Raw genomic sequence first — 20,151 nt, 5'->3', positions numbered from 1 at the left:
AAGGCGCACATGGCAAGGCTCGAGTCGCAGTGTAGCATTGCGCCGTCCGGGCCGACCGTCCTACAATGGCCGCTCGCAGGCTGGCCTTAGCCAAGGCTTTCGGCGGCTGGCCAAGATACCAATAACAGAGTTGGGCAGGTCGCCGGCATTACGGCGCGGAAGGGTTCTGGGATGTTCCTGATCATCGGCTATGTCGTCATACTCGGCGCCTCGGTCGGCACCTATGCCGTCCACGGAAGCCTGGCGGCGCTCTGGGTCCCCCTCGAATATATCGCCATCGTCGGCCTCATGATCGGCGGCTTCGTGGCGAGCAACGATATCAAGAGCATCAAGGCCACGGTGGCTGCGGTCCCGGGGGCGCTCAAGGGATCCAAATTCACCAAGGCGCTGTACATGGATACCCTGGCCATGCTGTTCGAAATCCTTGGCAAGGTGCGCAAGGAGGGCTTGATGTCCATCGAAGGCGATATCGAGAACCCCGAAGCCAGCCCCATTTTCAGCAAGTATCCCAATGTGATTTCAGATCACCACGTTCTTGATTTTGTCTGTGACTACCTGCGTATGATGGTTGGCGGCAACCTCAATGCTCTGGAAATCGAGGCGCTCATGGACATGGAACTCGAAACCCATCACCACGAAGTTGCCGGTCCCGCCCACATCGTCTCCAAGGTGGCCGACAGCGTGCCGGCTTTCGGTATCGTGGTGGCCGTCATGGGGGTGGTCAACGTCATGGGCTCGGTGGGGCAGCCGCCCGCCGTGCTGGGCAAAATGATCGGCGGCGCCCTGGTCGGGACTTTCCTCGGCATCCTGATTTCCTACGGATTTGTCGCGCCCATCGCCAGTATCCTGGAGCAGAAGGCGGAAGAAGAGGGCAAAATCTACCAGTGCATCAAGGTCGTTCTCCTGGCCTCGATGTCGGGGTACGCGCCCCAAGTGGCGGTGGAATTCGGCCGCAAGGTTCTCGGCTCCAGCGTGCGGCCCAGTTTCCGCGAGCTCGAAGAGGATCTCAAGGCCCGCAAGGGCAAGTGAAGCCTGCGCGAGGAGCGGGATAAGGCCAAGGCATGAGCGACGATTCCACACGTCCCATAGTCATCAAGCGCATCAAGAAAGGCGGCGGCGGTCACCACGGCGGCGCCTGGAAGATCGCCTACGCGGACTTCGTGACCGCCATGATGGCCTTCTTCCTGCTCATGTGGCTGCTCGGCTCCACCGCCCAGGGCGACTTGCAGGGGATTGCCGAATTCTTCCAGAACCCGCTCAAAGTCGGGCTGCAAGGGGGCAGCGGCTCGGGGGATTCCTCCTCCATTCTCAAAGGCGGGGGGAAGGATCTGACCCGGCAGGCGGGGCAGGTCAAGAAGGGCGAGGCCGAGACCAAGGAAAAGCGTTTCGTCCAGAAGGAAGCTTCGCTGGAGTTCCAGCGCAAGGAGCGGGAATCCCTGGAAGAATTGAAGGGGCGCATCGAAAAAGCCATCGGTGACAACCCCCAGCTTGCTCCCTTCAAGAACCAGATGCTGCTCGACATCACCGCCGAGGGCCTGCGTATCCAGATCGTCGACGAACAGAACCGGCCCATGTTCGATTCCAGCAGCGCTGAATTGAAGCCCTATACCAGGGAAATCCTGCGGCAGATCGGCAAGGCACTGAACGCGGTACCGAACCGGGTGAGCCTTACCGGCCATACCGATGCCGCCCAGTTTGGCGGCGGCGAGAAGGGTTTTTCCAACTGGGAACTGTCGGCCAATCGTGCCAATGCTTCGCGCCGGGAACTCGTCGTCGGGGGAATGGACGAATCCAAGGTATTGCGGGTTGTCGGCGGGGCTTCGACCATTCTTTTCGACAAGAACGATCCGCTCAATCCGGTCAATCGCCGCATCAGCATTGTCGTGATGAACAAGAAAACCGAGTTGGCCATTCTTCAGGAAGAGGGGCCCGAGGCAGAAATCAGCGAGCTGGACCCGTCGCCCGGACAATCTGGCGGCAGTGCGCACTGATGCGGTGCGAAAGGCTCCTTGGCGACGATAATTTTTTAACAAAAATGCCAATTTCGGTTAGTATGACGAATTGGGGATGAGGAGAGGCATGGGAACCACGGGTCGTCGTCGCTGGCTGGGGGGAGTCATTGCTCTCCTTCTTGGGGCTCTGCTCTGGGGGTTCGAACCGGCTGCCCGCATTCCGGCGGTGGCCATCGCCTGGGGCCTGTTGAGCGCGATTCTCCTGCTCCTCTTTCCCGCTGGGGCGGCGCCCTCGCCGTCCGAACGCCCCGACGCCCCGGGGAACGGCGACCGCCTCCTGGCCGACCGCAGCGCCCAGGCCCTGGAAGCCTCGTCGCGGCACGGTGTCCAGCAGATCGAGCAGATGCGCAGCGAGGTGACGCAGGCACAAGCCATCTTCAGCGACGCCATCGGCAAGCTCATCGGCAGTTTCAGCGGCATGAACGAGCAAGTGCAGCGGCAGCAGCGCCTGGGCATGGAAATCGTTTCCGGGGCCGGTGACAGCGGGGGGCAGAGTTCGGTGGCGGCCTTCGAGTCCTTTGCCTCGCATACCTCGGAAACGCTGCGGCGTTTCGTCGATAGCGTCATCGAGAATTCGCGCGTCGCCATGACCCTGGTGGAACTCACCGACCGTATCATGGCCCAGATGCGCGACGTCAAGGGCATGCTCGGAGAAATCGAAGGCATCGCCAAGCAGACCAATCTGCTGGCGCTCAATGCGGCCATCGAGGCGGCGCGGGCCGGGGAGGCGGGGCGGGGATTCGCCGTCGTGGCAGACGAAGTACGCGATCTTTCCGGGCGAACCAACCACTTCAGTCAGCAGATTCGCGGCCAACTTGCCAATATGCAGGTTTCCATCGAGGCGGCGGAAGGGGCCATCAACCAGATGGCTGCCCAGGACATGACCTTCGCGCTGACTTCCAAGGATGGTGTCGAGCAGGCCATGTCCGGAATCGAGGAAATGAACCGGCGTACCGGTCACACCGTCGGCCAGTTGAACGAAATTGCGGGATCCATGGAGGTGGCGGTCAATCAGGCCATCGTATCGCTCCAGTTTCAGGATCTGGTCACCCAGTTGCTCGGACACGTGTCGAGGCGGCTGGATGCCCTGGCCGAAATGGCGGGCAGCCAGGCCGGCGCTGCCGGAGCGCTGCGCGGCAGTGGCGACGCCGTGGCTGCCGCCGCCGCCATCGAGGAACTCTGCCGGCGCATCGAGGACATTGCGCGGCAGGTGGGCGATCTCAAACAAAGTGCCGGCAACACGACCAGTCAGCAGACCGGTCTTTCCAGCGGCGACGTAGAACTGTTTTGAAACCATGAGGGGACAACATGGCCAAGACCATACTTGCAGTAGATGACTCCGCATCCATCCGTCAGATGGTGTCTTTCACCCTGAAAAGTGCCGGCTACGACGTGGTCGAGGCCGTCGATGGCATGGACGGCCTGGACAAGGCCAAGGCGCGCAGCGTCAATCTGGTCCTGACCGACCAGAACATGCCGCGCATGGATGGGCTTACGCTCATCAAGAGCTTGCGTGGCATGCCCCAGTACGCCTCGGTGCCCATTCTCATGCTGACCACCGAGTCGTCCGATGCCATGAAGGCCCAGGGCCGTGCGGCGGGAGCCACCGGCTGGCTGGTCAAGCCTTTCGATCCCCAGAAGCTCATCGAAGTCGTCCGCAAGGTCATCGGCTGACGCCGGTTCGACCGCACGCCAACCCGCAAGGGAAGGGGGAATCATGGCCATCGACATGAGCCAGTTCTACCAGGTGTTCTTCGAGGAATCGGCGGAACACCTGGCCACCATGGAATCGCTGCTCCTGGGACTCGACGTCGGCAATCCGGATGCGGAGGAGCTGAATGCCATCTTCCGGGCTGCCCACTCGATCAAGGGCAGCGCGGGAACCTTCGGCTTTACCGATCTTTCCCAGACCACCCACATCCTGGAAAACCTGCTTGACCGCATTCGCAAGCAGGAACTCGCCCTGCGCGCGGACATGGTCGACGCCTTTCTGGAAGCCGGCGACCTGCTCAAGGCCATGCTTGCGGCCCACCAAGGACAGGGGGAAGTGGACCCTGATGCGGCGGAGGCCCTGCGGGAACGCTTACGCCGGCTCTCCTCCGGGGATTCCGGCGAGGTGCCGGCGGCGTCGCCTCCGGACGCACCTCCTGCCCCCGTTGCCCCGGTGCCGTCCGGCCCTCGGGTCTACGACATCCAGTTCGTCCCCACGGCGGCCTCGGCGGCGGGGGACGGAGTGCGCAATTTCATCGAGGATCTGCGGCGCCTGGGGGGACTGGAGACCCTTGGACAACCGGAGCCCGGAAGCGACGGGGTCGGCTTCTGGCAACTGCGGCTGACCACCGAGGCCGCCCGGGACGCCTTCGAAGAGCAACTCGATTTCATCGCCGATGCAGGCGCCTGGCGTGTCGATGAAGATACCTCGCGCAACGGGTCGGGGGATCAAGTCTTTGGCCTCTTCGAAGGATCGCCCGGAACCCCGGTGGAGGCTGAAGGCTATGGCTTTTTCGATCCCTTTCCCGGTGCGGCGGCCGATGACGCCTCCTATGGGTTCTTCGCGCCCCTGCCTGGAGATGCGCCGGCAGGGGGGGCGGAGATCAAGCCCGAGGCGGATGGGGCCTACGGCTTCTTCGAGCCGGTGCCGGCGGCGGCAGTGCCGCCGGCTGCCGAGGAAGGAGATGGCTTCGGCTTTTTCGCGCCCTTGCCGAACCCTGCGGCGACGGGGGACAGCGCCGCGAGCGCAGCCAAGACCCTGCCCGCAGAGGAAGGCGAGGGATATGGCTTTTTTGCGCCACTTCCGGCAGGGGGGGCGGCTCCTGTAGCTGCGCCCTCTCAGGCCCCTTCAGCGGCGACGCCTGCGGTCCCCGTGCCCGCCGCCAGCGCAAGCCGGGAGCCTGCGTCCCGCCCCAAGCCGGTCTCCGCCGCGCCAGTCGCAGCCGCGGGGGATTCGTCCATCCGGGTCAGCGTCGAAAAAGTCGACCAGCTCATCAATCTGGTGGGAGAACTGGTCATTACCCAGGCCATGCTGCAGCAGTGCGCCGTGCAATTGCAGGATGCGGCTCCGGAACGCCTGACTTCCGGGCTCGCCCAACTGGAGCGCAATACGCGGGATTTGCAGGAATCGGTGATGTCCATCCGCATGCTGCCGATCTCCTTCGTCTTTTCGCGCTTTCCCCGCGTCGTGCGGGATTTGTCGGGCAAGCTGGGCAAGCAGGTCGAGTTGCGCACCTCGGGAGAAACGACGGAACTCGACAAAAGCCTCATCGAACGCATTACCGATCCCCTTACCCACCTCATTCGCAACAGCCTGGACCACGGCATCGAGTCGCCGGAGAAGCGCGTCGCCGCGGGCAAGAATCCGGCCGGGACGATCACGCTCAAGGCCTACCACCAGGGTGGCAATATCGTCATCGAAGTGGGCGACGACGGTGCCGGGCTCAACCGCCAGAGGATTCTCTCCAAGGCGCGGGAGAAGGGATTGCAGGTCTCCGACCAGATGAGCGACGGCGAGGTCTTCAACCTCATCTTTGAAGCCGGGTTCTCCACTGCCGAGCAAGTTACCGACGTTTCCGGCCGCGGCGTGGGCATGGACGTCGTGCGGCGCAATATCCAGGCCATGGGCGGGCGGGTCGATATCGAATCCATGGCCGGCATCGGCACCCGCATGACCGTCCGCCTGCCCCTCACCCTGGCCATTCTCGACGGCATGTCGGTGGCGGTGGGAGGGCACACCTACATCCTTCCCCTGGCCTCCGTGGTGGAATCCCTGCAGCCCAAGGAGGGGGACATCAAGACCCTTTCCAACCTTGCCCGGGTGATCCAGGTGCGGGGAGAGTACCTGCCCGTGGTGGTGCTGCGCGAACTCTTCAACCTCGACAACGCCATCACGGAGTTTACGCAGGGAATCATGGTCATCCTGGAGGCGGACGGCGCCAAGGCGGCGCTCTTCGTCGATGCCCTGGTGGGACAGCACCAGGTGGTCATCAAGAGCCTGGAAGCCAACTACCGCCGGGTCCCCTGCGTTTCGGGAGCGACCATCATGGGCGATGGTCATGTGGCTTTGATCCTCGACGTCTCGGCCCTTGCCGGCCGGGCCAAATCGAATTTGCAGAAGGCGGCCTGAAGGCCCCAAGGAGCGAGACATGGACAATAGCCAAGCCGGCACCGTGGCCGACGAGGATCTCGTCGCCAGCGAATTCCTCACCTTCACCCTGGGGGCCGAGGAGTACGCCATCGACATCCTGAAGGTGCAGGAAATCCGTGGTTACGAAGCACCGACCCTGATCGCCAATGCGCCGCCCTTCATCAAGGGCGTCATCAACCTGCGGGGCATCATCGTGCCCATCGTCGACCTGCGTATCAAGTTCAACCTGGCCCAGGTCGAGTACACCCCCTTCACGGTGGTCATCATCCTCAACGTGGCCAGCCGCGTCATCGGCGCCGTGGTCGATAGTGTCTCCGACGTCATTTCCATGACGCCGCAGCAGATCCGTCCGGCCCCCGATTTTTCGGCCAGCTTCGACACCAAGTACATCCTGGGTCTGGCCACCGTCGACAACCGCATGCTGATCGTGACCGACATCGCCCAGCTCATGTCCAGCCGGGACATGGAATTGATGGACGCGGCCGAGTAAGAGTTCGCGCCTTTGGCCGGCCCCGGGGCCGGCAACCAGCCGAGGAGAGAGACCATGCGCAACAACCAGCCCGTGACCGACAAGGAAGTACTCCTGCGGGACGATACCCTCATCGTCTCCAAGACCGACCTCAAGGGGCGCATCACCTACGTCAACCGGGATTTCCTGGAAATCAGCGGCTTCACCGAGCGGGAACTGATCGGCGAGCCCCACAACCTCGTACGCCACCCGGACATGCCGGCGGAGGCCTTCCAGGATCTGTGGGACACCCTGAAGCAGAACCGTCCCTGGACAGGCTACGTCAAGAATCGCTGCAAGAACGGCGACTACTACTGGGTCGAGGCCAACGCCACACCGATCTGGGAGAACGGCCAGGTGACGGGCTACATGTCCGTGCGCCGCAAGGCCGACCCGGCGACCATCCAGCAGGTCGCCGCCATCTACCGGCAGTTTGTGGGCAAGCGCCAGGGCAATCTGCGCGTCGTGCGGGGGGCGGTTGTCCCCGGTGGCGAGGGCCTGGGCGCGAAGCTGCGCGACCTGTCGCTCTCGGCGAAGCTCAACCTCATCTTTGGCCTTCTTGTGGCCGCCATGCTGGGGGTCGGGCTCCTGGGCAGTTTCATGCCGGGCGCCGCGTTACCCGTTGCCGTCGTTGCGGCGGTGGCCGGCTTTGTCCTTGTGCGTCTCTTGGCCGGCAATATCCGCAAGCCCCTCGCTCTCATCACCGACACCTTCCGCGCCATCGCCGCGGGCACCTACGACAACCGCTTTGCCTTCGACCGCAACGACGAAATCGGCCAGGTGCTCCAGGCCATGCAGTCCATGCAGATCAAACTGGGCTGCGACGTGGCCGAGGCGCGTCGGGAGAGCGAAGAGAACCTGCGCATCCGCATCGGCCTGGACAACGTGGCGACCAACGTCATGATCGCCGACGACGGCAACAACATCATTTACATGAACAAGGCCATCCACGAGATGTTCGCCGTCGCCGAGACCGACATCCGCAAGGATTTGCCGCAGTTTTCCCGTGCCGCTCTCATGGGCGCCAACATCGACATCTTCCACAAGAACCCGGCCCACCAGCGCGGCATGCTGGCCAAGCTGTCCGGTACCCATCGGGCCAGCATCAAGGTTGGCGGCCGCACCTTTGCCCTGGCGGTAACGCCTGTGGTGAATGACCGCGGGCAGCGCCTGGGTTCCGCCGTGGAATGGCAGGACCGCACGGCGGAAGTCGCGGTGGAGGACGAAGTGGCCGGCATCGTGTCCGGCGCTGCCAATGGGGACTTTACCCGGCGCGTGGCCACCACGGGCAAGCAAGGTTTCTTCCTCACCCTGGCCAACGATCTCAACCGTCTGCTGGAAACCAGCCAGCGGGGTCTCGACGACGTGGCCCACGTCCTGGCCGCCATGGCCGATGGCGACCTCACCAAGACCATCCAGGCGGACTATTCCGGCACCTTCGGCCAGCTGAAGGACGACGCCAACCTCACCGTCGGCCGCCTGCAGGAGATCGTGGGTCAGATCAAGGGAGCGACGGAGGCGATCAACACGGCGGCGAAGGAGATCGCTTCGGGGAACCAGGATCTGTCGGGCCGCACGGAAGAACAGGCGTCCAGCCTGGAAGAGACGGCCTCGAGCATGGAACAGCTGACCAGCACGGTGAAGCAGAACGCGGACAACGCGCGGCAAGCCAACGAACTGGCCGGATCGGCGCAGGAAGTGGCGACCCGGGGCGGTGCGGTGGTGGGGCAGGTGGTGCAGACCATGAGCGCCATCCACCAGTCGAGCGCCAAGATCGCGGACATCATCGGCGTGATCGACGGCATAGCCTTCCAGACCAACATTCTGGCCCTGAACGCGGCGGTGGAAGCCGCGCGGGCAGGGGAGCAGGGACGGGGCTTTGCCGTGGTGGCGACGGAAGTGCGAAACCTGGCCCAGAGGAGTGCCAATGCGGCGAAGGAGATCAAGGGTCTGATCTCGGATTCGGTGGAACGGGTGGAAGCCGGCAACAAGCAAGTGGAGCAGGCGGGCCGGACCATGGAAGAAGTGGTGAGCGCCATCGAACGGGTGGCGAAGATCATGGCGGACATTTCCTCGGCCAGTCGGGAGCAGAGTTCGGGCATCGAGCAGGTCAGTCTGGCGGTGAGCCAGATGGACGAAGTGACGCAGCAGAACGCGGCCCTGGTGGAAGAAGCGGCGGCGGCGGCCGAAAGCCTGGAGGAGCAGGCCCACGCGCTCGCCTCCGCCGTGGCCGTCTTCCGCACCGGCAGGGATGGGGCCGCGCCGCGCCTTGCGGCAAGCGCCAGACCCCAGGCCGCAACGGTGGACAAGCAGGGGGGGCGCAAGGCCGGGAAGGCCTTGCCCGCGTCCCTGGACGACGAGTGGGAAGAATTCTGACCGGGGTACCCCGGCTGCTGCATCAATGGAGATCGACCGATGAAAGCCCTGACCGGCAAGCTTGCCCATAAATTCCTGGCCCTGGGACTGCTCGCGGCGCTCGCCGCAGCGGTGCCCACCGTGCCCCTCCTGCAGGGCTTCGCGGAGCGCATCACGGTGGCCGATCTGGAGCGCTCAGGCGTGGCCGTGCATAAGGAGATGCGCCTCGTTCTCCAGGACATTCAGCGCCATCGGGGGGCCAGCACCTCGCTCCTGTCGGGCAAGGAGCAGTTTCGGGACAAGGTCGCTCAGGCGCGATCGGGCGTCGATGCTGCCGTGCAGCGCGTCGATGCGGCCCTCTCCGCCCACGGAGGCGATCTGGGCAAGGTGGAGGCCTGGGAGAAGTTTCGGGCCGGCTGGCAGACCCTGCGCGGCAGCTACGCCGGCTTGAATCCCCAGACCAACGCCAGCCAGCACACAGAACTGATCCGTACCCTGCTGGAAGCCATGACCGCGGTGGCCGACCAGTCCGGCCTGGTCCTCGACCCCGACCTGGACAGTTTCTACACCATGCTTCTCGCCGTGATCGAATTGCCGCCGACTACCGAGCGCATGGGCCAGAGCCGTGCCATGGGCTCGCTTGTGCTGGCTGAGAAAAGCCTCACCCAGGATCGGCGCGACACCCTCATCGGCGCCTTTGCCGAAATCAGGGTGCGGGAGAAGGCCATCCTCGATGCCGGCACCAAGGTCTTCGGCGCCAACCCGGAGGCTGCTACCCATCTCAAGCCGCTCTTCGACGAAGCCAAGAGCGGCATTGCCCTCTTCGTCAGCAACGTGGAACAGAACATTCTGCGGGCCGAGACCCTGGCCTACGATCCGGTCCGCTACTTTGACGAGACCACCCGTGCCATTGACGCCGCCTTCAAGCTCTACGACGACGGAGTCAGTTCCCTGGATACCATGCTGACGACCCGCATCAGCGCCATTCGCAACCAGCGTCTCCTGGTGCTGGGCGGCGTGCTGGCCATCATCGCCTTGGCGGGAGGGGTCGGTTTCGTCATCCTGCGCAAGGTCAACGGGGGTATCGTCCAGGCCTCTTCGGCCCTCGACCAGATTGCCGGCGGACGCTTCGATGTTCCTCTCACCGCCGGGACTTCCGACGAAATCGGCCATCTCATTGGCCGGCTGGACGAGATGCAGAAACAGCTACGGGAGCGCCTGGAGGCCGACGCCCGGGTCAATAACGAAAACCTGCGGGTCAAGGTGGCCCTGGACGTGACCTCGACCAATGTCATGATCGCCGACCCGGACGGCAAGATCATCTACTGCAATAAAGCGGTGATCGAGATGATGCGTCAGGCCGAGGCCGATCTGCGCCGCGACCTGCCCAATTTCCGTGCCGACGGCATCCTGGGTTCCAATTTCGACGTCTACCACAAGAACCCGGCCCACCAGCGCAACATGCTGGCCGGCCTGCGCGAGGGATACCGCACGGAAATCGTCGTTGGCGGTCGTCACTTTGCCCTGGTGGCCGCCCCCATCGTCAACGCCCGTGGCGAGCGTCTGGGGACGGTGGTCGAATGGCGCGACCGCACGGCGGAAGTCAATATCGAAAGCGAAGTTTCCGCCATCATCGAAGCCGCCGTGGCCGGGGATTTCAGCCAGCGCCTCGACGCGGCCGGCATGAGCGGCTTCTTCCGCAAGCTCTCCACGGGCATCAACGATTTGCTGGATGCCAACAACCGTGCCCTGGGCGACGTGGCTACCATGCTGCAGCGGCTCTCCGCCGGTGACCTCACCCACAAGATCGACACCGACTACCGCGGCATGCTGGGCCAGCTGAAGAACGATGCCAACGCCACCGTCGACAACCTGCAGGAGATCGTCGGTCAGATCAAGGGGGCGACGGAGGCGATCAACACGGCGGCGAAGGAGATCGCTTCGGGGAACCAGGATCTGTCGGGCCGCACGGAAGAACAGGCGTCCAGCCTGGAAGAGACGGCCTCGAGCATGGAACAGCTGACCAGCACGGTGAAGCAGAACGCGGACAACGCGCGGCAAGCCAACGAACTGGCGGGGACGGCGCAGGAAGTGGCGACCCGGGGCGGTGCGGTGGTGGGGCAGGTGGTGCAGACCATGAGCGCCATCCACCAGTCGAGCGCCAAGATCGCGGACATCATCGGCGTGATCGACGGCATAGCCTTCCAGACCAACATTCTGGCCCTGAACGCGGCGGTGGAAGCCGCGCGGGCAGGGGAGCAGGGACGGGGCTTTGCCGTGGTGGCGACGGAAGTGCGAAACCTGGCCCAGAGGAGTGCCAATGCGGCGAAGGAGATCAAGGGTCTGATCTCGGATTCGGTGGAACGGGTGGAAGCCGGCAACAAGCAAGTGGAGCAGGCGGGCCGGACCATGGAAGAAGTGGTGAGCGCCATCGAACGGGTGGCGAAGATCATGGCGGACATTTCCTCGGCCAGTCGGGAGCAGAGTTCGGGCATCGAGCAGGTCAGTCTGGCGGTGAGCCAGATGGACGAAGTGACGCAGCAGAACGCGGCCCTGGTGGAAGAAGCGGCGGCGGCGGCCGAAAGCCTGGAGGAGCAGGCCCACGCGCTCGCTTCCGCCGTGGCCGTCTTCCGCACCGGCAGCGAGTCCGCGCCGCAGCAGAGCAGGCGTCTGACGCCCGAGCGCGCTCCCCAGGCCCGTCCCAGGCCGGCCCTGCAACACAGCGAACCGGTCCGGGTTGCGAAACCCGCGGCGAAGCTGCCGGTTTCCGGACCGGACGATGAATGGGAAGAGTTCTGACCATGGCCCTCGGCGATAGTCGTCCCGGAAATCCCGCCCCCCTGCGGCCGCCTCCGCCGCGGGAGGGAGGGGCGCGGGAATTCAGTTTTTCCTCGACCGATTTCGAGCGGGTCAGGAAGTTGATCTACGCCCACGCCGGCATTTCGCTCTCCCCCGTCAAGCAGGACATGGTGTATTCCCGGCTGGCGCGGCGGCTGCGCGCCACGGGCAAGAACAGCTTTGCCGAATATCTCGATGCCCTGGAAAAGGACGGCGGCGACGAGTGGGAGCGTTTCGTCAATTCGCTCACGACCAACCTGACCTCATTTTTCCGCGAGCCGCACCATTTCCCCATCTTCGCCGATCATCTCAAGCGGCTGGGGACGCGGCGGCCCATCCGGGTCTGGTGTTCTGCCTCGTCCACCGGGGAAGAGCCCTACTCCATCGCCATCACCGTTCTGGAAACCTTTGGCAGCGACGTCTCCCACGTCTCGATTTTCGCCTCCGACCTGGATACCAACGTTCTCGCCACGGCGCAGAAAGGGGTCTACCCCATCGAGCGGGTCGAGAAACTGGAGCAGGAGCGCCTGCGCCGCTTCTTCCTCAAGGGCACGGGCGCCCAGGAGGGCATGGTCGCCGTGCGACCCGAATTGAAGCGCCTGATCCAGTTCCAGCGCATCAACCTGCTGGAGCCCAACTGGCCGGTGCGGGGGCCTCTGGACGTGATCTTCTGCCGCAACGTGATGATTTATTTCGATAAGCCGACCCAGTACAAGATTCTCTCCCGCTTCGAACCCATGATGGAAAACGACGGCCTCATGTTTGCAGGCCATTCCGAGAGCTTTCTCCACGCCGCCGACCTGTTCCGCTCCCTGGGCAAGACCGTATACGCGCCGACCCGCAGCAATCGCGGACGCTGAGGATTGCCGTGAGCACCCACGCCTTCGACGAACATCTGGCGACCAATCGCTACTTCGACCGGCATTTCGAGGCCCAGGCGGCCAAGATTCTGCCGGGGGAGTATTTCGTCACCACCCAGGACATGTTGCTGGTGACCGTCCTGGGCTCCTGCGTCGCGGCCTGCATCCGCGATGTGGATTCGGGGGTGGGCGGCATGAATCACTTCATGCTTCCCGACGAAGGGGGACGCGAAGTGCTGAGTACCTCCGCCCGCTACGGCACCTATGCCATGGAAGTGCTCATCAATCACCTCCTGAAACTGGGGGCGCGCCGCAATCGTCTGGAGGCCAAGGTCTTCGGGGGGGGCGCGGTCATGGAGAGCCTTTCGAGCAGCAACGTCGGGGTGAGGAACGCCGAGTTCGTGCTCAAGTTCTTGAATACGGAAAAGGTGCCCGTCGTCGCCAAGGACCTGCTCGATTCCTATCCCCGCAAGGTGTACTACTTTCCCAAGAGCGGTCGCGTGCTGGTCAAGAAGCTGCACCGGGTGCACAACGACACCCTCTTCAGCCGCGAGCGCGAATACAAGACGCGGCTCAGCACGGCCAAGGTGGAAGGCGATGTCGAACTCTTCGTCTAAGGCGGCGATGATCGTCGCAAGGCTCAAAACCTCATGAACTCCAGGATACGCGTCCTCGTCGTCGACGATTCCGCCCTGATGCGCGGGCTCCTGACCGAAATGATCGGCGCCTTCCCCGACCTCGAAGTCGTCGGGGCCGCCCCCGACGCCCAGGCGGCGCGGGAGATGATCAAGGCGCTCAACCCGGACGTGCTGACCCTGGACGTGCAAATGCCGGGCATGGACGGCCTGGTCTTCCTCGAACGTCTGATGCGTTTGCGCCCCATGCCGGTGGTCATGGTTTCCGCCTATACCGAGGCCGGTTCCGACACCACCCTGCGCGCCCTGGAACTCGGGGCCGTCGATTTCATCGGCAAGCCCCGTTCCGACGCCGGGCAGACCATGGAGGAGTACGCCGAGGATCTGGCCGAGAAGCTGCGCGCCGCGCGGGGCGCGCGCTTGCGCACCTTGCCGCTTCCGGTTGCGGCCGCGCCCGCACGGGCCAACGTTCCCGTCAATCGAGGAGGCATCATCAACAAGATCATCTTCGTCGGGGCCTCGACGGGGGGTACCGAAGCCATCAAGCACTTCCTGTCCGGCGTGCCGGCAGACTGCCCGCCCATTCTGATCGTGCAGCACATGCCCGAATCATTTACGGCGTCTTTCGCCAAGCGGCTCGACAGTCTCTCCGCCCCGCGGGTCATCGAAGCGGCGGGCAACGAGCGGGTCGAGCCCGGCACGGTCTATATCGCTCCCGGTCACTCGCATCTGCGTATCCGGCGCGGGGCGTCGGGCTTCACCACCGAGTTGCAGTCCACGCCGCCGGTCAATCGTCACCGCCCGTCCGTGGACGTGCTCTTCGATTCGGCGGCAGAAGTCGTCGGGCGGCAGGCGGTCGCGACCATCCTTACCGGCATGGGCAAGGATGGCGCCCAGGGGCTTCTGCGCCTGCGCCAGGCGGGAGCACGGACCTTCGGTCAGGACGAAGGCAGTTGTGTGGTGTACGGCATGCCGCGGGAGGCCTTCCTGGTCGGCGCGGTCGAGGAGCAGTGCAGCCTGGCCGATATGGCGCGCAAAGTCCTTGCTGCGGCGGGGCGTTGAAGGGCAGGGGCTCCCGCAAGCCCCGCGAGGCGTATTACACTAGGGCACCGTTGGCGCTTGCGGGTGCCAGACATAAAGAAGAGGAGAGGAGACACCATGCAGGCTAGCGTGACCAAGGAGGGGAGCAAAGCTGTCATCAAGCTTTCCGGCCGTTTCGATTTCAATACCCACCGCGATTTTCGCGCCGCCTACGAGGGCTTGGTGGGCGATGCCGCCGTCCGCGAGGTGGGGGTGGATTTTTCCGGCGTCGATTACCTGGACAGCTCGGCTCTGGGCATGCTGCTCATGCTGCGCGACAAGGTGACCGGTGCGGGCAAGGACGTCCTGCTGGTCAACGTCGGCGGCAATGTGAAGCAGGTGCTCGACATCGCCAATTTCGGCAAGCTGTTCCGCATTTCCTAAAGGAAAGCGGCGCCGTGGCCGATAAGCCCTTCGGGGGCAAAGTCCGCGACTGATGGGGCTTTGCGGCGATTGGCCTGGATAGAATCAGGTTTTACCTTGTGATGAAACTGTGTATGCTTGAATTACCGTTGCCGGAAGAGGCTTGCCGCGGGTTCGGCGTGTCGGGAAGAGGGGTGTGGAATGTCTGATCTGCTCAAGAACATCGACGCGAGAACCAAGCTTGCGGGGACCAACAAGCTCGAGATCCTGCTCTTCTTCCTGGGCGAGGACCAGCGCACCGGCCGTCGCGAAACCTACGGCATCAACGTCTTCAAAGTGCGCGAAGTGATGCGTACGCCGCCCATTACGGCGGCCCCCGACATGCCCGCGTCGGTGGAGGGTATGGTCAGCCTGCGCGGCGTTCTGGTTCCGGTCATCGATCTGGCCAAATACTCGGGAATCACGGCGACGACGCCCCGGGACATCATGATCGTCACCGAATACGCCGGGCACACCCAGGGTTTTCTGGTCGAGGGCGTCGATACCATCCTGCGCCTGGACTGGAGCAAGATGCGGGTGCCGCCTGAAATGCTGACCGCCCAGACCGGCGGTCTGGTCACCGCGGTGACCGAACTCGACGACGGCCGCCTGGTCATGATGATGGATGTCGAACGCATCCTGTCCGAAACCACCTCCTACGACGACGATCTCATGTACCGCAGCGTGGTCCAGGTGAATCGGCCCGAAGCCACCGTCTTCTATTGCGACGATTCCAGCGTGGCGCGCAAGCAGATCGAGCGTACGCTGGCCGTCATGGGGGTCAAGTCGGTTTCGGCCATCAACGGGCGGCAGATGTGGGACGAACTGGAGAAGATGGCTGCTTACGCCCAGTCCATCGGCAAGCCCGCCGCAGAACTCATCAGCCTCGTCCTCACCGATATCGAAATGCCGGAAATGGACGGCTACATTCTCACCAAGCGCATGAAGTCCGATCCGCGCTTTGCCGGCGTTCCGGTCATCATGCATTCCTCTCTTTCCGGCATGTCGAACCAGAAGCTTGGCCAGTCGGTGGGGGTGGATGAATACGTGCCCAAGTTCGAGCCCCAGCGTCTATCCGAGACGCTCTCCCGCCGCCTGATGGGCTCGGTTCCGGCCAAGGCCGCTTGACGCCGAAGGGAAGCCACCATGGAAATGGTCGAAAACAAGAATCTGCTGGATAGCGTCGATGCGCGCACGCGGCTCGCCGGTTCCAACAAAATGGAAATCCTGCTCTTCTCTCTGGGCACGCGGGAGACTTTCGGGATCAACGTCTTCAAGGTGCGCGAGGTGGGGCGTACACCCCACATCACCAAGACGCCCAATATGCCTCGGGGTGTCGAGGGGCTCATTTCGCTGCGCGGCAACGTCATTCCGGTGCTCTCGCTGGCCCCCTTCCTTCAACTCGAGGGGCGGCCTCCGGGTCTGGGCAAGACCATGATGGTGGCCGAGTACTCCAAGCGGACCCTGGGTTTCCTCGTACAGGACGTTGATCGCATCATTCGGGTGGATTGGGAACGGGTCAAGGCCCCAGAGAGCGTGCTGACTGCCAATCAGGGCCTCATCACGGCGGTCATCGAGCTGGAGAGCGGTCACCTGGTTTCCATCCTCGACGTCGAGCAGATCCTCGCCAATGCATTCGGTGAAGCGGTCATCATCGACATTCCTCCGGCCCGGGTCGACGAGGACACCAGCGTTTTCTTCGTGGACGACTCCATCGTGGCCCGGCGCAAGATTACCGAGGTGCTCGAGAAGCTGGGCGTGCGTCACAAACACGCCACCAACGGGGCCGAAGCCTGGACCCGCCTGCAGGCCATCGCCGCCCACGCTCATCAGACGGGCCGTCGCATGCGTGACGAAGTCAGGCTGGTGCTGGTCGATGCCGAAATGCCCGAAATGGACGGCTATGTGCTGACCAAGAACATCAAGAGCGACCCGCGTTTCGAGGGGGTGCCCATCGTCATGCATTCGTCGCTTTCTTCCGAGGCCAACCGGGCCATGGGCAAGTCTGTCGGCGTGGACGCCTACGTGGCCAAATTCGACGCCGAGGCCCTGGCCGATACCTTGCGACCCTTGCTCGAACGCTGAACCCTGGAGTATTGAATGTCCGCTGATCCCAAAATGAGATTTCTCGTGGTGGATGACTTTTCCACCATGCGCCGTATCGTGCGCAACCTTCTGAAGGAACTGGGCTACACCAACGTCGATGAGGCCGAAGACGGGGCGATCGCCCTGCAAAAGCTCCAGGCCGGCGGCTTCGAGTTCGTGGTCACCGACTGGAACATGCCCAACATGGACGGCCTGACCCTGCTGCAAACCATCCGTTCTACCCCCAATCTGAAACACCTCCCCGTGCTGATGATCACGGCCGAGGCCAAGAAGGAGAACATCATCGCCGCCGCGCAGGCGGGCGCCAGTGGCTACATCGTCAAGCCCTTCACTGCTGGCACGCTGTCGGAAAAGCTGAACAAGATTTTTGAGAAGATGGGCCAGGGCTGAAAGGGTCCGATATGACCGCCAATAACGATTCCAACGAACTGGAAGCCTTGTTCGACAGCATCGCTTCCGACGTCCAGCACGCCGCTCCGGTGGCCGCGCCTGCGCCCGTTGCGGCACCTGCCGCCCCCCCTGCGCCTGCCGCAGCGGCTTCAGCCGTTGGCGACAACGACGATTTGCAGTCGCTCTTCGATAGCGTGTCCAACGAATATCACGCTGCTGCGACCCCCGAGCCGGAAGCGGCGCCCGCAGCCCCTGCCGAGGTCGGCGGCTGGCCCCAGCAGGAGTCGGTATTCAACCGCGTCGGCCATATGGCGCGGCAGTTGCACGACACCCTGCGGGAACTGGGTTACGAGAAGCTCCTGGAGCAGACCGTATCAGCCAATGTGGACGCCCAGGACCGGCTGGCCTACGTGGCCAATCTGACCGAGCAGGCCGCCTGTCGCGTGCTCAACGCCACCGATGTCGCCGGCCCTCTGGTCGACGAGATCGAAAATGGGGCTCGGGATCTGGGCGCCCGTTGGGACAAGGTCTTTGCCAACCAGTTGGGGGTCGAGGAATTCAAGGTGCTGGCTGCCGAGACGCGGGCCTTCCTGAACCAGAAGGTGCCGGAGAAGACCCGGGCGACCCACGCCCAACTGACCGAAATCATGATGGCCCAGGACTTCCAGGATCTCACCGGGCAGGTCATCAAGAAAATCGTCAACCTGTCCCAGGTTCTCGAACAGAGCATGATGGGCCTGCTGATCGAAGTGGTGCCCGAGCAGAAGCGTACGGAAGAAGTGAACAGCCTGATGAACGGCCCGGTGATTTCCGCCGAAGGGCGCACCGACGTCGTCGTCGACCAGGGGCAGGTGGACGACCTGCTCGACAGTCTCGGATTCTGAGGAGAGGGCCATGAGCGACTTTGGCGGCATGGAGGATCTGCTGCAGGATTTCCTGCAGGAAGCCCACGACCTGTTGTCCGACGTGGATAACAAGCTCGTCGATCTGGAACGCATGCCCGATGATCGCGGGCTGTTGAACGACATCTTCCGCGGCTTCCACACCATCAAGGGGGGCGCCGGGTTCCTCAACGCCACGGAGCTGGTCACCCTCTGCCATCTCACCGAGAACCTTTTCGACCGCCTGCGCAACGCCGAGCTTCACCTCAGCCCGGAGTTGATGGACACCATCATGGCGGCGACCAAGGGAGTGCGGGAGATGTTCGGCGAGCTTTCCCAGGCGGTCCAGCCCCAGCCGGCCGACCCGGAAGTTCTCGCAGCGCTCCATGCCGCCCTGGGTGAAGGGGCGGCGGGGCATGCCCCAGTTGCGGCGCCTCCGCCTCCGGCGGCTGCGCCGGCGGCGCCCGCTGCGGCGGCGCCGGCTGCCGAGGGGGGGCCGGACTGGAACGCCCTGCATGCCGCTGCGGCTGGCCAACCCAGTCCAGCACCGGCGGCCCCGGTACCGGCCCCGACGCCGGCTGCATCGGCCGAAATGATCGTCCAGCCAGCCGGAACGCCGGCACCCGCGGCAGCGTCCGCTGCGGCGCCTGCGCCCTATGGCCGGCGTTCGACGGACAAGCCAGGTGCCAGTTCCGTCGGCCGTCGCACCGACGAGCGTGCACGGGAAAACACGATTCGGGTCGATACGGCCCGCCTGGACCAGGTGCTCAACCTCTCTGGCGAAATCGGCCTGACCAAGAACCGTCTCACCAGCCTGCGGGCCGACATCCTGGCTGGAAAGAGTGATTCGGAAACCCTGCATGCCCTCGATCAGGCGGTGAGCCAGCTTGATTTGCTGGTCTCGGACCTGCAGAACTCGGTCATGAAGACCCGCATGCAGCCCATCGGCCGCTTGTTCCAGAAATATCCCCGCATCGCCCGGGATCTGGCACGGCAACTGGGCAAGGACGTCGAACTCGTCCTGGCGGGTGAGGAAACCGAAGTCGACAAGACCATGATCGAGGATCTGGCCGATCCCCTCATCCACCTGATCCGCAATGCCGTCGATCATGGCGTCGAGATTCCTCCGGAGCGCAAGGCGGCCGGCAAGCCGGAAAAGAGCCTTGTCCGGCTGGAGGCGCGCCAGGAAGGCGATCACATCGTCCTCATCATCGCCGACGACGGCAAGGGCATGAGCGCCGAGCGCATCCGTGCCAAGGCCGTGGAGAAAGGCCTGATTTCGGAAGAGGAAGCCAATACCCTGGACGAACGCCAGAGTCTCAATCTCATCTTCCTGCCCGGTTTCTCGACCAAGACACAGATTTCCGACGTCTCGGGGCGCGGGGTCGGCATGGACGTGGTCAAGACCAACATCCAGAAGCTCAACGGCTCCATCGACATTCGCTCCGAGCCAGGCAAGGGATCGGTCTTCGTCATCTCCCTGCCGCTGACCCTCGCCATCCTGCCGGTGCTTCTGGTGCTGCTGGGCGACCAGCCGTTCGCGCTGCCGCTGTCCCTGGTGCGCGAAATCCTGCCGATCGAGCACGACAAGATTCAGGAAGTGGGCGGCAAGGAAACCCTGGTGGTGCGTGGCGAAGTCCTGCCCGTCATCTCCCTGGCACGCCTCCTGGGCTGGCCCCTCGACCGTCATCCCGAATACGGGGTCTTCATGCAGACGGCGGAGCGCAGCTTCATCCTGGGGGTAGACAGCTTTGCCGGCCGGGACGACGCGGTCATCAAGTCCCTGGAAGACTTCCGTCCGCGGGGGGTGGCCGGCGTCACCACCCTGTCCAATGGCCAGATCGTCCTCATCCTGGACATGAAGGAATTGCTCAGCGACCTCGGGCAGCACCCGGACGTCGATCGCGGCATGCGGGCTCTGCAACTCGCCTGATTCGCCTTTG

At 63.8% G+C, this 20,151-nt stretch carries 17 protein-coding genes; all 17 read left to right on the top strand.

Features of this window, described 5'->3' with window-relative positions:
- Nucleotides 1–171 precede the first annotated feature (171 nt).
- Nucleotides 172–1,029 (top strand): flagellar motor stator protein MotA, encoded by an 858-nt coding sequence (gene motA, locus IPM73_12020; GenBank protein ID MBK8918738.1) that lies wholly within the window; start codon nucleotides 172–174, stop codon nucleotides 1,027–1,029.
- Nucleotides 1,030–1,061: 32 nt separating this feature from the next.
- Complete coding sequence (gene motB / locus IPM73_12015; GenBank protein ID MBK8918737.1) at nucleotides 1,062–1,991, top strand: flagellar motor protein MotB; 930 nt, start codon at nucleotides 1,062–1,064, stop codon at nucleotides 1,989–1,991.
- A 76-nt stretch (nucleotides 1,992–2,067) separates the two neighbouring features.
- Entirely contained in the window at nucleotides 2,068–3,303 is a 1,236-nt protein-coding gene (locus IPM73_12010; protein MBK8918736.1) for a methyl-accepting chemotaxis protein, read from the top strand.
- Between the two features lie 17 nt (nucleotides 3,304–3,320).
- Nucleotides 3,321–3,686, top strand: coding sequence for a response regulator (locus tag IPM73_12005; GenBank protein MBK8918735.1), 366 nt, complete (start codon nucleotides 3,321–3,323; stop codon nucleotides 3,684–3,686).
- A 43-nt stretch (nucleotides 3,687–3,729) separates the two neighbouring features.
- Nucleotides 3,730–6,132 carry a chemotaxis protein CheW gene (locus tag IPM73_12000; protein MBK8918734.1) on the top strand — a complete coding sequence of 801 codons (2,403 nt, stop codon included), beginning with the start codon at nucleotides 3,730–3,732 and terminating at the stop codon, nucleotides 6,130–6,132.
- Between the two features lie 19 nt (nucleotides 6,133–6,151).
- Nucleotides 6,152–6,643 carry a chemotaxis protein CheW gene (locus IPM73_11995; GenBank protein MBK8918733.1) on the top strand — a complete coding sequence of 164 codons (492 nt, stop codon included), beginning with the start codon at nucleotides 6,152–6,154 and terminating at the stop codon, nucleotides 6,641–6,643.
- A 54-nt stretch (nucleotides 6,644–6,697) separates the two neighbouring features.
- The gene (locus IPM73_11990; protein MBK8918732.1) at nucleotides 6,698–9,037 is read left to right on the top strand and encodes a PAS domain S-box protein; all 2,340 of its coding nucleotides are present in this window, start codon (nucleotides 6,698–6,700) and stop codon (nucleotides 9,035–9,037) included.
- A gap of 939 nt (nucleotides 9,038–9,976) precedes the next feature.
- Nucleotides 9,977–11,815 carry a HAMP domain-containing protein gene (locus tag IPM73_11985; protein ID MBK8918731.1) on the top strand — a complete coding sequence of 613 codons (1,839 nt, stop codon included), beginning with the start codon at nucleotides 9,977–9,979 and terminating at the stop codon, nucleotides 11,813–11,815.
- Nucleotides 11,816–11,817: 2 nt separating this feature from the next.
- Nucleotides 11,818–12,714, top strand: a complete 897-nt coding sequence (locus IPM73_11980) for a chemotaxis protein CheR (protein ID MBK8918730.1) — start codon at nucleotides 11,818–11,820, stop codon at nucleotides 12,712–12,714.
- 8 nt (nucleotides 12,715–12,722) lie between these two features.
- Nucleotides 12,723–13,331, top strand: coding sequence for a chemoreceptor glutamine deamidase CheD (cheD, locus tag IPM73_11975; GenBank protein ID MBK8918729.1), 609 nt, complete (start codon nucleotides 12,723–12,725; stop codon nucleotides 13,329–13,331).
- A gap of 33 nt (nucleotides 13,332–13,364) precedes the next feature.
- Entirely contained in the window at nucleotides 13,365–14,411 is a 1,047-nt protein-coding gene (locus IPM73_11970; GenBank protein MBK8918728.1) for a chemotaxis response regulator protein-glutamate methylesterase, read from the top strand.
- Nucleotides 14,412–14,507: 96 nt separating this feature from the next.
- Nucleotides 14,508–14,813 (top strand): STAS domain-containing protein, encoded by a 306-nt coding sequence (locus tag IPM73_11965; GenBank protein MBK8918727.1) that lies wholly within the window; start codon nucleotides 14,508–14,510, stop codon nucleotides 14,811–14,813.
- A gap of 180 nt (nucleotides 14,814–14,993) precedes the next feature.
- A complete protein-coding gene (locus tag IPM73_11960; GenBank protein MBK8918726.1) occupies nucleotides 14,994–15,959 on the top strand; it encodes a chemotaxis protein CheV in 966 nt (321 codons plus the stop codon).
- An 18-nt stretch (nucleotides 15,960–15,977) separates the two neighbouring features.
- Nucleotides 15,978–16,916, top strand: coding sequence for a chemotaxis protein CheV (locus IPM73_11955; protein ID MBK8918725.1), 939 nt, complete (start codon nucleotides 15,978–15,980; stop codon nucleotides 16,914–16,916).
- Between the two features lie 15 nt (nucleotides 16,917–16,931).
- Nucleotides 16,932–17,327: a chemotaxis response regulator CheY gene (cheY, locus tag IPM73_11950; protein ID MBK8918724.1), complete on the top strand. Its 396-nt coding sequence runs from the start codon at nucleotides 16,932–16,934 to the stop codon at nucleotides 17,325–17,327.
- 11 nt (nucleotides 17,328–17,338) lie between these two features.
- On the top strand, nucleotides 17,339–18,211 hold the full coding sequence (cheZ, locus tag IPM73_11945) for a protein phosphatase CheZ (GenBank protein ID MBK8918723.1): 873 nt from the start codon (nucleotides 17,339–17,341) through the stop codon (nucleotides 18,209–18,211).
- A gap of 10 nt (nucleotides 18,212–18,221) precedes the next feature.
- Nucleotides 18,222–20,141 carry a chemotaxis protein CheA gene (locus IPM73_11940; GenBank protein ID MBK8918722.1) on the top strand — a complete coding sequence of 640 codons (1,920 nt, stop codon included), beginning with the start codon at nucleotides 18,222–18,224 and terminating at the stop codon, nucleotides 20,139–20,141.
- Nucleotides 20,142–20,151 lie beyond the last annotated feature (10 nt).

The sequence above is a fragment of the Betaproteobacteria bacterium genome, assembly GCA_016720065.1.
Classification (GTDB): domain Bacteria; phylum Pseudomonadota; class Gammaproteobacteria; order Burkholderiales; family Rhodocyclaceae; genus SSSZ01.
This window is presented reverse-complemented; position numbering and strand designations above follow the sequence as displayed.